Origin of the sequence: Collinsella sp. AF20-14LB (genome assembly GCF_003459505.1) — a bacterium.
In the GTDB taxonomy this organism is placed as follows: Bacteria; Actinomycetota; Coriobacteriia; order Coriobacteriales; family Coriobacteriaceae; genus Collinsella.
In genome coordinates this window covers 78,693-91,871 of sequence record NZ_QRWD01000010.1, presented here as the reverse complement: position 1 = coordinate 91,871, position 13,179 = coordinate 78,693, and the positions used below count along the sequence as shown (strand labels likewise).

At 57.7% G+C, this 13,179-nt stretch carries 10 protein-coding genes; 1 reads left to right on the top strand and 9 read right to left on the bottom strand.

Features of this window, described 5'->3' with window-relative positions:
* Nucleotides 1–498: 498 nt before the first annotated feature.
* The 4 genes from DWX63_RS06805 to DWX63_RS06790 all read right to left on the bottom strand — a co-directional run bounded on the left by DWX63_RS06805 (nucleotide 499) and on the right by DWX63_RS06790 (nucleotide 6,327).
* Nucleotides 499–1,668 (bottom strand): ATP-binding protein, encoded by a 1,170-nt coding sequence (locus tag DWX63_RS06805; protein WP_197032249.1) that lies wholly within the window; start codon nucleotides 1,666–1,668, stop codon nucleotides 499–501.
* Between the two features lie 251 nt (nucleotides 1,669–1,919).
* Complete coding sequence (locus DWX63_RS06800; RefSeq protein WP_089572364.1) at nucleotides 1,920–3,296, bottom strand: MATE family efflux transporter; 1,377 nt, start codon at nucleotides 3,294–3,296, stop codon at nucleotides 1,920–1,922.
* Nucleotides 3,297–3,392: 96 nt separating this feature from the next.
* Nucleotides 3,393–5,021, bottom strand: coding sequence for an amidohydrolase (locus DWX63_RS06795; RefSeq protein WP_117843206.1), 1,629 nt, complete (start codon nucleotides 5,019–5,021; stop codon nucleotides 3,393–3,395).
* 313 nt (nucleotides 5,022–5,334) lie between these two features.
* Complete coding sequence (locus DWX63_RS06790; RefSeq protein WP_117640167.1) at nucleotides 5,335–6,327, bottom strand: helix-turn-helix transcriptional regulator; 993 nt, start codon at nucleotides 6,325–6,327, stop codon at nucleotides 5,335–5,337.
* A 128-nt stretch (nucleotides 6,328–6,455) separates the two neighbouring features.
* Between DWX63_RS06790 and DWX63_RS06785 the strand changes: the two genes are divergently transcribed.
* Nucleotides 6,456–6,647, top strand: coding sequence for a hypothetical protein (locus DWX63_RS06785; protein WP_117640166.1), 192 nt, complete (start codon nucleotides 6,456–6,458; stop codon nucleotides 6,645–6,647).
* 36 nt (nucleotides 6,648–6,683) lie between these two features.
* On the opposite strand, the gene DWX63_RS06780 is transcribed toward DWX63_RS06785, so the two are convergent.
* The 5 genes from DWX63_RS06780 to ptcA form a co-directional block, all read right to left on the bottom strand.
* Nucleotides 6,684–8,093, bottom strand: coding sequence for an APC family permease (locus DWX63_RS06780; protein ID WP_117843205.1), 1,410 nt, complete (start codon nucleotides 8,091–8,093; stop codon nucleotides 6,684–6,686).
* On the bottom strand, nucleotides 8,083–8,265 hold the full coding sequence (locus DWX63_RS06775; protein ID WP_117843204.1) for a hypothetical protein: 183 nt from the start codon (nucleotides 8,263–8,265) through the stop codon (nucleotides 8,083–8,085). The genes DWX63_RS06780 and DWX63_RS06775 overlap by 11 nt, the downstream gene beginning before the upstream one ends.
* Nucleotides 8,266–8,639: 374 nt before the next feature.
* Nucleotides 8,640–9,845: an agmatine deiminase family protein gene (locus DWX63_RS06770; protein WP_022094159.1), complete on the bottom strand. Its 1,206-nt coding sequence runs from the start codon at nucleotides 9,843–9,845 to the stop codon at nucleotides 8,640–8,642.
* A 368-nt stretch (nucleotides 9,846–10,213) separates the two neighbouring features.
* The gene (locus tag DWX63_RS06765; protein ID WP_117564698.1) at nucleotides 10,214–11,653 is read right to left on the bottom strand and encodes an APC family permease; all 1,440 of its coding nucleotides are present in this window, start codon (nucleotides 11,651–11,653) and stop codon (nucleotides 10,214–10,216) included.
* Between the two features lie 132 nt (nucleotides 11,654–11,785).
* Nucleotides 11,786–12,859 (bottom strand): putrescine carbamoyltransferase, encoded by a 1,074-nt coding sequence (gene ptcA / locus DWX63_RS06760; RefSeq protein WP_117843203.1) that lies wholly within the window; start codon nucleotides 12,857–12,859, stop codon nucleotides 11,786–11,788.
* Between the last annotated feature and the right edge of the window lie 320 nt (nucleotides 12,860–13,179).

The window sequence follows — 13,179 nt, the reverse complement described above, 5'->3', positions numbered from 1 at the left end:
TGGATGGAAACGGATGTTCTATCGGGACACACATTTTGTCCTATAAGCCTCAACGCCATCTATCGCAAGCTCGGCGTCAGCAACCGCCTGGGCCTCATGACTGCCACGCAAAACATCCCGCGATAAAAAAGGGCGCCCTCCATGCAGAGAACGCCCTTTGATTTCGCCATTTGAATTAGTGTCGGCTCTGGCTCAAAGAGTAGACAGGTTTATTTTGGCAGGTTTTATCTGGGAAAACGCCAACCGCCGCGAGGGGAGCTACTTGCCCTTGCGGCGGCCTTCTCGCCGAAAAACCAAGTGAGTAGACCTTTTGCAGGAGGCCGAGCACACTCCAAAACGCCACAGCTCTGACCTGCGGTTTTATTTAGCGTTTGTCGCGGTGTGCTCGACAGATCCAAAAAAGCCTACTCACTTGCATCTGAGGCGCACCGGATCGGCAAAAAACCGCCGCGAAAGGGATCCGGACCCTTCGCGGCAGTTGTTAATACGCCGAACTTGTTATCGCAAAAGCCAATCACGCGCCGAGACCACGCTACAGTCTTTCGACTCATACGTTGAATCCACGCGGGCCACAACATAGCGCGCATCTTTTGCAATGTCGATCTCATCGCATACAGCCTGTAAATGGCGGGCGTACTTATCGTGATACGTTCTGGATGATTTTATTTCGATAGCCTTGGGACTCCCTGAGTTTGTGCAGTCGAGCAAATCGATTTCTCGCTTGCCGTCGTCCCTATAGAAATACAACTCGGGATTCTCGCCCACGTTGAGATGGCTCTTCGCCGTTTCGGAAACGATGAGGTTTTCGAAAACTGCCCCCAGATAAGGGCTCTCCAAAAGTTGCTCCAGTGATCCAATTTTGAGCAAGTAGCAGAGCAGCCCCGTGTCGTAAAAATAAAGCTTGGGCGTTTTAGTCAAACGTTTCCTGGCATTTGCATAATAAGGCTGCAGTGAAAACGTCAGGTAGCTCTGCTCCAGGATAGACAACCAGCTTTTAATGGTCGATACGTTCACACCCGTATCTCGAGAAAGCGAAGATATATTAATGAGAGCACCGGCGCTCTGGGCAATTATGGACAGTAACTTATGAAACTCCGCTTTATTGCGCACGTCAAGCAAGCCCACAACATCGCGCTCAACATAGGTATCAATATAGCTGGGGAAATAAACCGAGGACGGCATTCCGGCGGAACGCAGGCGAGGGTATCCCCCTTCGAGCGCAAACAAATCCACTTCCAACTGCCCCTGCTGGCCCCTCTCCGCTTCTCGAAACGAAAATGGCAGCAATTTTAAGATCCCGACTCGCCCGGCAAGAGACTGGCCGATGCTTTTCATCATCAAAAAGTTTTGCGATCCCGTAAGGATGTATTGACCGGCGTCTCCCCGCTCATCCGAAACAACCTGAATCATCGAGAACAAATCCGGGGCGTATTGCGCCTCATCGATGATGAGTCCGCCCTTTCGGTTGCGGATAAAACTCACCGGATCCTCCAAGGCCGCGCGCCTCGTTTGGGGGTCCTCAAGCGTGACATAGGAATAGTCGGGAAAGGCATGCCTAACCAGCGTAGACTTACCGCTCTGCCTAGGCCCCGTCAACGACACAACAGGAAACCAACCCGCCATGCGAATGAGCAACTCATGCAAATCCCTGTTAATGTACTCGGCCATATCAACGCCCCTTATAACGCTGTTACCATAATCGTATAGTATCATTTGCCATAGTCTTGCAGTAGCGTTTTCCATAATCTTGTAGTAGTGTTTTCCACAATCTTTTAGTAGCCCAGTTCAAAAACGTTATTTATAGAGCCGAAATCTCAGACCCTAAATAACAATAGCCACCACAATGGGAACTGTCCCCATTGTGGTGGCTTGCAGGCGAGTTGACTTATTCGACTATCGCGGGCCGGCCGTGTCCGAGTCTAGAGCGTGGCAAGTCGCTTGGATTCGCGGACGGCGAGGGCGATGGAGATAAGACCAGTGATGGCGTCAGCCGCCACCAAGGCAAACCAGACACCCTGAACGCCCATCATGTTGCCAAGCAGGTACATAAGCGGCACGGAGCAGATCACGTAGCGGAGCAGACCGGTGAACGTGGCGATACCCACCTTCTCAACCGCCTGGAAGTACATCGACATGGTCATGGCAAGATAGCCCAGGGCCACGGCCAGGATAACGATGCGCGTGGCGTTGGCGGCAACCTCGACGAGCGCCGGATCGCTACCAGCAAAAAAGGCGCAGACCGGCGTTGCGGCCACCCATAGCACAGCAGACACCGCAGCAAGCGTCACGACCTGGTACTTAAGCGTGCAGGAGAGCGTTTCCTTGAGGCGCGCCCACGCCTTGGCGCCGGCGTTGAAGGCGGCAATGGGCTGCAGGCCGTACGAGAAGCACTGGGCGACCATCATGGTAATGTAGAGGATGTAGCCGTTGATCACACCAAAGGCCGCGATGTAGAGCGAACCCATGTCGCCGCCGAGCTGGCCAAGCAACGAGTTGGCAACGGTGTTGAAGATGAACGTGGCAGCTTGCACCAAAAAGAACGGGAAACCAATCTTGATGATCTGGCCGCAGATGGCCATGTCGAGTTTGAGGTCGGCGGCGCTGATCTGGAGCTGCGACTTCTTACCGCCGATGAACCAGAAGATACCGATGGCCCAGATACCGATGGAAAGACCGTAGTACACACCAGCTCCCATAACGCCAAGCTTGAGCACAAACGTGGAAAGCGCAAGCCAGCAGATAGCGACGATGGCAGACACGGTCATGAGGTTGGCCTGGATCTGAACCTTCTCGTCCACACGCATGACGGCGGTGACCATCTGACCAATGACCGTGAGCGGCAGCAGCACGGAGAAGGTGCGCACGCCGGCAACGGTATCGGCCATGATGTCGGGCGTGGCGCCGAAGAATGCGCAGATGGGCTCGGTAAACACAGCCATCACCACAGCAAGCAGCACACTCACAATCGTGGTAAGCCAAAAACCCTGGCTAAACGCCTTGCTGGCGCCCTTAATGTCGCCGGCACCCAAAAGGTTGCCCACCACGGCGGGCACGCCGGTGCCAAACAGGTTGCCAAAGGCCAGGTTAATGTACTCGACCGACATGATGATCGAAACACAGGCCAGGCCGTGTGCACCCAGGCCCCAACCCATCACGAGGCCCTCAAGGACCACCATGATAATCTGGGCGAGCATACCCTGGCCGGTGATGATGGTGTACTTGCGCACCAGGCCGGGAATCGGCTGCGAGGCAAGCTCACGCTCCTCCTCAACAGCGGCGGTCGTTTCTTCTGCCATTGTTCTCCCCTTTCCATGAGAGATTGATGAATGGATGCATGAATGGATGGGCGGCACGCACAGGCTGCGGCACCGCCCAGCGATGCAGCAGCCCCGCTAGGCCTCGTAGACCACCTTGCCGGCAATCATCGTGAGAGACGCCGTGGCCTCGAGGACCTCAGCCGGTTCGCAGTCAAAGAGGTTACGGTCGAGCACACAGATATCAGCCTGTTTGCCGCATGCGAGCGTACCGATGCGATCCTCGGCATGCATGGCGTAGGCGCTGCCGTAGGTGTAGGCGCGCAGGGCCTCGGCCATGGTGATGCGCTCCTGCGGGAACCACCCTTCTGGGTTGGAGCCGTCCTCGAGCATGCGGAAGACCGCGCCGTACACCTCCTCCATGGGCTCCAAGCCCACAACGGGGAAGTCACTGCCCAGGTGCACCACGGCACCGCTGGCAAGCAGGCTATGCAGGGGCCACGAAAGCGCAGCACGCTCGGGGCCCACGGCATCGTCCTTGGCAAGGTCAGCCATATCGAGCAGCATGTGCCACGGTTGCATGCCGGGGCATATACCAAGCTCTGCGTAGCGCGGCAGATCCTCGGGCTGAACCGTCTCGTTGTGCTCCATGGAGTGGCGGCAACCCCGCTTACCATGCAAGCGCTCGCCCTCCTCAAAGCAATCGAGCACAAAACGCACCGAGCGATCGCCGATCGTATGGACGCGCGTGTCAACGCCCCATTCCTGCGCCCTGACAATGGCGGCACGGATGCGCTCTGGATCCTCCGCGGGCTCACCGCAGGTATCGGGCGCGTTGGAATAGGGTTCAAGCATCCAAGCGGTGTGGTCGGAGCACACGCCATCAAGAAACTGCTTAAAGCCGTGCCACTCGACCTGCGTGCCAGGGAAGTTGTACTTGGCCTTGATTTGATCGAGCGTCATGCTCTCGTTCTCAAACAGATCGGTGTACAAAAAGACGCGCAGCGGCAATTCGTCCTTGGCATTAAGATCCGCAAGCACTGCATACGGGTTTTCCATGCTCACAAACGTAGGATTGACCATGCCGACAGTGGTGATGCCAAAGCTGTTAGCGCGCTTTGCCGTCTTGGTAAACGAAGCTTCCGCAACGTCCATCGCGGGGTCGTAGACCTCATCCATAAAGAAGGAGCCGGCATTGTTGGAAAACACGCCCGTCAGGTTGCCGTCGGCATCCTTAAGGATCTTGCCGCCTGCGGGATCGGGCGTCTGCGAAGTCACTCCCACCTTGTTGATGGCACAGGTATTGGCGCTAAAGGTATGCAGGTCAACCTGCTGCAGGAAGACCGGGCGGTCGGAGATGTATTCATCGATCATCGCGGCCGTGGGCATCTCGGGGATATCCCACTGGAACTGAATGATTTGGCAGCCCAGAATCCACTCATTATCGGGATGGGCGTTCGCAAACGCTACAACACGCTCCATCGCCATCTCAAAACTGGTGCAATCGATAAGGTTGACGGCAAAATCGGGGTCGGTCATAAACGCACCCTGAGCAAAATGCGTGTGCGAGTCAATCAGGCCAGGCATAACGAGCTGGTCGCCAAAGTCGCGCACCTCAGTATCGGGGCCGATAAACGGCGCCAAGTGGGCATCGTCACCGCAGGCAACGATCTTATCGCCACGCACGGCAACGCCGCCCTTAAACGGTTCGATCCCATCGCCGGTAAAAACGGCATTGCTCTTGATTACTACATCAGCCTTCTCCATGTGAGCCTCCTCAGACGTTTTAGGATGTAACGCGGGTACACCGCCCGCGCTGGCTTTCGGTCGGGAGCAAAGCACTCCCGCATCGGCGCGTGCCTGTAAGCCGTACTCAGATGTCTGTCTCACGTCCGCGGCTTCGCGCTATATCCATTGATACACAGGGGCAAACCCATGCCAAGGTCAGGGGCCGCAAACGGTCAGTTTAAGCCGGTTTACACTTTTTACCTGCGGGTTTATTGTCTGAGATTAATGCCGCTTCATTACGCCCAACGGCGCCCGCCTTATCGGCAAGGCTCGCATTCAAGGAAAAATAGGGCTAGGAACGCCAAAAGGCATCTATGAGGTCATCTCGGTTGGAGACACCGCTTTTAACGTAGATGCGATGCAAGTGCGCCTTGACAGTGCCAGGGCTGATGACCAACTCGCTGGCGATGTTTTGGGCGTCGTTGCCCTTCAGCACCAGCGTGAGCACCTCCTGCTCGCGCCGCGACAGCTTATGGGCATCGGCATAGATCACAACGCGTGATGCTAGATCGTCCCCAGAGCGTGCGCTCTCGGCCGCCACGTCCTCATCGGCACGCGGATGACGGGCATACACGCGCAGGATATGGCTAAACTGGCAAAAGAGTTGGACCGCGCATACCACGAGCAGCACGTTTTCGGAGATATTGCGCTCGGACAGATACCACAAAAAGAGGCTGATGACGGGGTTTTGAGAGTCGGGGCGGCAGAGCAAAATCATGTAGGTGTCCTCGGCGATTACGCAAAACGCAAGAACGAGTGCCACCTTCCAAAAGAGCTTTGAGCGGTCGAGGTCGAGTTTCTCAACACGCGTGGCCCTGTGCCGGTAATGCCAGGCGGCATAGGCAAGACATCCTACATTGCCCAGGTCACGCGTGAGCCAAAAGAGATACTGCTGCACCTCTCCGGCAGCACCGCTGCGAGGCACCAGCACCAATTGCAAGATTGAAAACGGCACGATAGCAAGTCCGAGCATGCGCGACGTCGGTCTTTTGCGCAAGCGCGCAAACATCCACAGTACCACGCAGGCATAGATGGCAATACCGAGCACGCAGCGCAGCAAGGGGTGCTGCAACGGCTCGCTAAAGGTAACAGCGTATTCGTATTTGAGCCGATTGTACTCGTCAAAAAAAATGACCGACATATCGAGCATGTAGAGCAAAAAGCCCGCCGCGGCCACCAGGCTGTCGCGACGGCGCGTCATGAGCCAAACCACCAATGCCACGGCACTGGTCACCAGAGCCACACCCATGATAATCGTGGTGTAGATATAGAACGCGAAACTCATGCCCGCCTCCCCTGTCTAGATGCCGTGAGGATGTTGACAGATTCTTTGCCGCAAGATTAGACTCACCGATTAAACGTACTGTATCGTTTAGATAAACAAGCTGTGTCTCACCGATGAAAGGAGATGCCATGGCGCCTATCGCACCGCTCAAAATACTCGTTGCCCCTGCCGCCAAGGCCATCGTCCACCTGTGCGACTCACTTACCTACAATGACGTCCCCTGTGTCGTCGAAGAGCGTTCGGACAGCTGCCCCTATCTGGGCCACGTCCCCTTCTTTGCGCCTAAGCTCGTTTCCGATCCCGAGCACCGCGAACAGTAATCCAAGATGCACCAAGCGCTGCGCAACTCGCGGCGCTTACTGTTTTGGTGCAAAGTAACCTGACCCCCGTGCACCAACGCCGGGATTGTCGACGCTTCGGCCGCGGCGCGATATGAGGCGCGAAACCTCGCCCAATAACAGGCCAATCACTACGCCCGCGAGAATCGGCAACTTTGCCATCTCGGCAGGTGAGCTGTTGAGCGGCACAATCGTAGCAACAATCGAAAGCACGAGCTCCACCACGGGAATCGCAAGCGCCACCGCGAGCACCTTGCCCTCGAAAGGCGCACGGAACACACGCGAGCGATTATCGTGCTTGCGCAGACGCCAAAACGCTGGGAACATGGGGATATAGCTCATGAGCAGAAAGACGACGTTCATCGAGAAGAAGACCCAAAAGACGTCGGAACCCTCACCCAGCGGAATCTGGAGCAGCAGCACCAGACTGGCAAAACAGCCGTTAATGAGCGCCGAGCCGTTGGGCATGCCGGTCTTTTTGGACACCAACGCAAAGGGACGCGGCATGTTGCCATGGCGCGCGGCATAGCTCGCTACGTTGTTGACGCCAAAGCTCCAGCAGATCATATTGGCGAACAGCGTCACCAAAAAGGCCACGCCCACGACCATCGTCAGCGGGTGAGCGCGCCCCACCATGGCGGCAACCGCGTCCACAATGCCCGAATCGAGTGAAAGCTGCTCGGTGGGAACCGCGGCTCCAATACCGATGCCACAGATAATGTAGATCGCCGCGATGGCAACGCCACCGGCGATAACCGCCTTGGGGATATCGCGCGATGGGTTCTTCATCGTGCTGGCAAAGGTCGCGACCACCTCAAAGCCCATAAAGTTGAATAGGATGATTGAAAGATACGTCAGTGAGTTAGTGTCTCCCAGATCGGGGACAAAGGTCTTAAACGACATGTCGTTGGCAAAGCCGTTGTTGCAGGCAAACCAGATGCCGATGATTCCCACCACGGCGGTAATGAGCACCTTGATGACGGCGCCGCCATCCATGACCCAATCGGCCTCGGCCACCGGCTGCATTGCCATGACCGTGACGCCCCACACAAAGGTAAGCTCGATGGCAATTCGGACCCCAAGCGAAAATTCGATGCCCCATACCGCATTGATGACACTGGGGAACATGCAGGCGATACTTGCCACCCACAGTGGAAAGTTGACCCAATAGCACCAGGAGCAGCGTGCACCCCAACGGTCTCCCAAGCCCAGGCGAACCCAGTCGTACAGGCCGCCCTCGGAATCGAACGCCGTACCGAGCTCGGCCACCACCAGGCCATAGGGAAGCAAAAACGTAATGATAAGGAAGATCCACCAGAAGAACTGCACGTTACCCATGGCAGATGCCGGAGCAGCCGCCTCGATGGTAAAGACAACGCAGATAACCGAGAGGATGACCTCGAACAGGGAGAACTTTTTACCTGCCATGGCACGCTTCCCCTACAGCAAAAAGGATGGCATCTGTACCGAAGGCGCAGCCCAAGGTAGGGTTGCAGGCCGCGTCACCGGTGCAGGTGCCATCCCAGAGAGAGGAGAGGATGCATTTGTTGGACCAACGCTCGCGGAACAGGCGCGTGTAGATAACGATACGCTGGTACATAGATACTCCGATCAAAACGGCCGCGTTCACGACCGATAACTTTCGGCAATTGAAGACGCGTCTGACCTGGGAAATTCAAGCGAACAATTGGCCTAACCCGCAAAAAATCCCAGGCCAGACGCGTACTCAATCAAAGAAAAGGGCACTCCGAAGTGGAAGCAACGGAGTGCCCAAAGAAAAACCCAACCGACCAAGACATCGAATAAACCGACCATCAATGCCCCGAGATGGTCACGGTGCGATTCATCGACTGTCCGATTGATCGGCTGGGTTTCCGAGGTGCGGCAGATTGCCCTGAAAGAGGAGGGCATAGACCTTAAGGGTCATGCCCGACGATTGAAGGGCAAGGTGCCGTGCCTCGGGAAGCCAGACAATTACGCGGACGGCTCCTGCTGCGTAATGCAGTGGATGTTGCCGCCACCGAAGACGACCTGCTCGGACTGAACGCCGACGCACTTGTAGACACCCTCGCCCCAGACCTCGTCGTAGATCTTCTGGAGCGTGTCGACGGCCAGCTGGTCGTTCTCGTCGCCGTACTGCGGGACGATAACGCCGTGGTTGGTCACGAGGTAGTTCATGTAGGAGGCGATCAGCGGCTCGTCGGGGACGCGCGGCTCGGCGTTCTCGTCGGCGTCGATGGTGTCGCAGGAAGCCTGGTCCATGAACAGCGGGTTCACGGGCATGCAGAGCTTGTAGACCTTCATCTTGCGGCCCTTGGCGTCGACGGCGTTGGAGAGGGTCTCGTAGGCAGCGTGGCACTGCTCGTAGAACGGATACTCGGGATCGTCGGTCCAAATGCAGGCCATGACGCCCGGCGCGATGAACGTGGCGACGTCGTCGATGTGGCCGTTGGTCTCCTCGGGGTCGATGCCCTCCTTGACCCAGATGACCTTCTCGACACCCAGGTAATCCTTGAGGTGCTCGTCCATGTAGGCGCGAAGCTCCTCGCTCCAGGGCTCAAACTTCTTGCGGTACTTGGGCCAGATGGACTCGGGATCCTCTTCCTCCTCCAGAACCGCAGAGCAGGTGCGGCCCGGGGAAAGCAGGCACTGGTCGGTCACGACAAGGGTGCCCTCGCCGTCGACGGTGATGGAGCCGCCCTCGAGGATCATGTCGTCGGGACGATAGCGGCGGCAGCCGGAGAGCTCAGCCATCTTGAGGGCGATCTGCTCGTCCTTGTCCCACGGGAAGTACAGGCCGTCGACGAGGCCGCCGTAGGCGTTGAAGTGCCAGTGGTTGGCGCGCTTCTCGCCCTTGCCGTTGATGACGTAGGTGGCGGCAGTGTCGCGGAACCAGGCGTCGTCGGTGGTCATCTCGATGACGGTGACGTTCTCGTCGTTCTCGAAGACGGCCTTGCAGTTGGCGTAGTCGACCTGGTTGGCGCACATATAGACCGGGGTGAACTCGGAGATGGCGCGGGCGATGGCGGCATACTGCTTCTGGGCCGGCTTGGCGCCGTGGGCCCAGGTGTCGGTGCGGTGGGGCCAGCCCATCCACACGCGATCCTGCGGGGCGAACTCGGCGGGCATGAAGAAGCCGTCGGCCTTGGGGGTGGACTCGGACTCGGTGATCGTACGCATAAGATTTCCTCCAAATCGAACGATCGCTTGCTGCGGGCGGGTTACCCGCAGCCTAAAACCAAGAGATGGTAGGCGCCCGTTCCCCGGCAAAGGTCGGGGCGCCCGGTGCCGGTTTTCACGGAATCGCACCGGCAAGCGACGACGTAACCAAGTGCGCGGAGACAAAACGCACGAAGGATACGGAAGAGAGATTGGGGTGGGCGGTGGTTACCGGAGCTATCGCTCACACCCACCCCGGGGGAATGGTTAGCAAACCTGTCGCTTGGACACGCCTCCGAAGAGGCTAGAGTGCCCGGAGTCGGGAGCGACAAGCCCGACGAAGCGCGCGTTGGTACACGAGGAGGGTTGGAGCCCCAGAACCGGGTGCTCTAGTTCTCCTCGGCCTCGGCGGCCTCCTCAGCGAGACGCTGGGCTGCGAGCTCAGGGGTCAGACCCTTGTACTCGGTCTCGCGGCCCTTAGCGCTGACGACGCGGACGACCTCGCCGATGAGCACGAGCACGATGAAGATAACGATCATCGGGACCTTGTCGCCAATTTCAGCAGCGGAGAACGGGATCAGCGTGGCAACGATGGCAAGAACCAGCTCGATGCAGGGGATGGCCAGCATGACCTTCATCATGGCGCCCTTAAACGGGAACGTGAAGATGCGCTCACGGTTGGGGTCGTTCTTACGAAGGTTGAGGAACGCCGGGAACATCGGGATGTAGGTCAACAGCAGGAAGACGACAGAGGTGCCAAAGAGCATCCAGAAGACACCGTTGGAGATGGCGTCGATGGGAACGAGCTGCAGGCACAGCACCAGGGAGGCAACGACAGCGTTGACCAGGTTGGCGCCGTTGGGCATGTCGTCATCCGAGATCATCGAGGCGAAGACCTTGGGCATGTTGCCGTGCTCGGCAGCGTAGCGAGCAACGGAGTTAACGCCGAAGGACCAAGCGGCCATGTTGGCGAACAGGGTGATCAGGAAGGCGATGCAGATGACCTTAAAGATCATGGAGTCGCCCACCATGGTCTGGACTGCGACGATCATGCCGTAGTCGGGATCGATGGAGTCGGCCGGCACGGCGGCGCCGATGCCAAAGCCAGCGAACAGGTAGATCACGGCGATGGACAGGCCACCGACGATGATGGCCTTGGGGATATCGCGAGCGGGATCGGCCATGTCGTCGGTCATGGTGCAGATGACCTCGAAGCCCATGAAGTTAAAGATGATGATCGACAGGTAACCGAGAGCGTTGGTGTTGGTGAGCTCGGGCAGGAAGGTGGCAGCGGACATGTCGTTCGCAAAACCGTTCTCCATGGCATACCAAATGCCCAAAGCGCCAACGATAACGGCGACGGCGACCTTGATGATGGCGCCACCGTTAAGGACCCACTCGGAGTCGGCCGCCTTGGAGCGGCCCATGAGATAGACGATCCACACAAAGGCAAGATCGATACCCATCTTGGCGATCAAGTTGAACTCGACGCCAAAGACCATGCCCATAATGTCGGGGAACATGGTAGCCAGCGAGGCGATCCACAGCGGGTAGTTGACCCAGTAGTAGTACGAGATGCGGGCGCCCCATTTGTCGCCCAGGCCATCGCGTACCCAGTCGTAAATGCCGCCCTCGCCGTCATAGGTGGTACCGAGCTCGGCAACAACCATGCCGTAGGGAAGCAGGAAGGTCAGGATCAGGAAGATCCACCAGAAGAACTGCTGGTTGCCAATGGCAGCAGCAGGAGCGGCGGCCTCGCAAACGAAGACGACGCAGATGATGGTCGAAATGACCGTCAAAAAGGAAAGCTTTTTCTTTCCGTCGCTCATGATGAGCTCCTTCGCTCAGTCTTGGACAGATCCGAGGCCCAAGGTACTAAGGCAATTGCCTGAGCCTCGGTGAGCGGGCGACAGGAGACGAGCATCCGCCGCCCGCAAACGTGCGTTTAGCAGGCTTAAGGCTTAGAGCTGCTCGAGAGCCTCGAGAGCGGCGTGAAGCTCGGCCTTGGCGGAGTACTCGACACCCTCGTCGTTGAGCGGGGTGCGCTTGCCCAGGGCAGCGAGGAGAGCACGGATGGAGTGCTTGCGGTTCTCGGCCTCGACCCAGCACAGGGAGCGCTCGGGATCGTCCATAACCTCGTCGACGACTTCCTCGTTGCGAGTGGCCGGCAGGCAGTGCATGAACTTGGAGTTGGGGCCGGCGAAGTTCATCATGTCCATGGTGACCTGATACTTGGGGTAGAACACGTCCATGTAGTTCTCGCCCGAGACCTCCTCGTCGTACAGGCCATACCACACGTCGGTGTAGATGAAGTCGGCGCCCTTGATGCACTCGATGTCGTCGGAGATGACGACGGAGCCGCCGGAGACCTTGCAGTTCTCCTCGGCGATGGCCATCATCTGCTTGCCGAACTCGGCGCGCTCCTCAACGGTGCCAACGTGCAGGCCGCCGTCGGGGATCTGGTGGCCCCTGGGTCCAAACTGGACAAACTTCATGCCGACCTTGGAGGCGATGAACATGAGGGAGACGCAGACCTGGGTGGCGTCGCCGATGAAGGCCAGGGTGCAGTCCTCGATCTTCTTGCCCTCGGGGAGGTTCTCGAGCATGGTCATGAGGTCGCCCATCTCCTGCGTGGGATGGTTGAACTCGGACATGCCATTGATGACGGGCACGGCGGAACCCTTGGCGAGGCCGACGACGTCCTTGTGACGGTCAACGCGAGCCATCATGATGTCGAGCAGGTCGCCCATGACGCGAGCGGTGTCGCCCAGGGACTCGTGGCCACCGAGCTGAATGGTGCCAGGGCCATAGAACTGAGCGTGGCCGCCGAGGTCGCACATGGCGGTCTCGAAGGAAAGACGGGTGCGGGTGGAAACCTGCTGGAAGATCATGCCAAGGCTCTTGTTGCGGAGCAGGTGCGGATAATAACCGTCAACCTTGATGGCCTTCTTCATTGCCAGGCCAAGATCCTCGATAGCCAGGATCTGCTCTTTGGTGAAGTCGTTGGTGTCGATGAAATCCTTAGGCAGTGCCATGTCGATTTCCTTTCCGCCGGTCTTGCCGACTATTACTATGAGGCGCTCGAACATCACGCCTCGTGTTGACAAGACCATCATTCACCCGTATGCAATTTTTACCTAGTTTATTCGGGATTAAAGACCGTTCACGGAGTTACACCCCCTTTAAACCAATATAAACCCGCAGGTCAAGAGTTTACAGGGGGTTTACCATCTAGAACCGCGAACGGTATACGGCTATGCTGTATCTCGGCGCCTAATCCGTAATGAAACGAAGGGTTGAGACGTCTATATCCCACAAGGTATACAGAGCTCGGCCATAGATTAAATGAGATGGG

Coding starts and splice junctions, on each gene's coding strand:
- ptcA (WP_117843203.1), bottom strand. CDS start 12,859: ATGGCACTGCCTAAGGATTTCATCGACACCAACGACTTCACCAAAGAG.
- DWX63_RS06790 (WP_117640167.1), bottom strand. CDS start 6,327: ATGAGTTTCGCGTTCTATATCTACACCACGATTATCATGGGTGTGGCT.
- DWX63_RS06775 (WP_117843204.1), bottom strand. CDS start 8,265: ATGTACCAGCGTATCGTTATCTACACGCGCCTGTTCCGCGAGCGTTGG.
- DWX63_RS06780 (WP_117843205.1), bottom strand. CDS start 8,093: ATGGCAGGTAAAAAGTTCTCCCTGTTCGAGGTCATCCTCTCGGTTATC.
- DWX63_RS06785 (WP_117640166.1), top strand. CDS start 6,456: ATGGCGCCTATCGCACCGCTCAAAATACTCGTTGCCCCTGCCGCCAAG.
- DWX63_RS06795 (WP_117843206.1), bottom strand. CDS start 5,021: ATGGAGAAGGCTGATGTAGTAATCAAGAGCAATGCCGTTTTTACCGGC.
- DWX63_RS06765 (WP_117564698.1), bottom strand. CDS start 11,653: ATGAGCGACGGAAAGAAAAAGCTTTCCTTTTTGACGGTCATTTCGACC.
- DWX63_RS06805 (WP_197032249.1), bottom strand. CDS start 1,668: ATGGCCGAGTACATTAACAGGGATTTGCATGAGTTGCTCATTCGCATG.
- DWX63_RS06770 (WP_022094159.1), bottom strand. CDS start 9,845: ATGCGTACGATCACCGAGTCCGAGTCCACCCCCAAGGCCGACGGCTTC.
- DWX63_RS06800 (WP_089572364.1), bottom strand. CDS start 3,296: ATGGCAGAAGAAACGACCGCCGCTGTTGAGGAGGAGCGTGAGCTTGCC.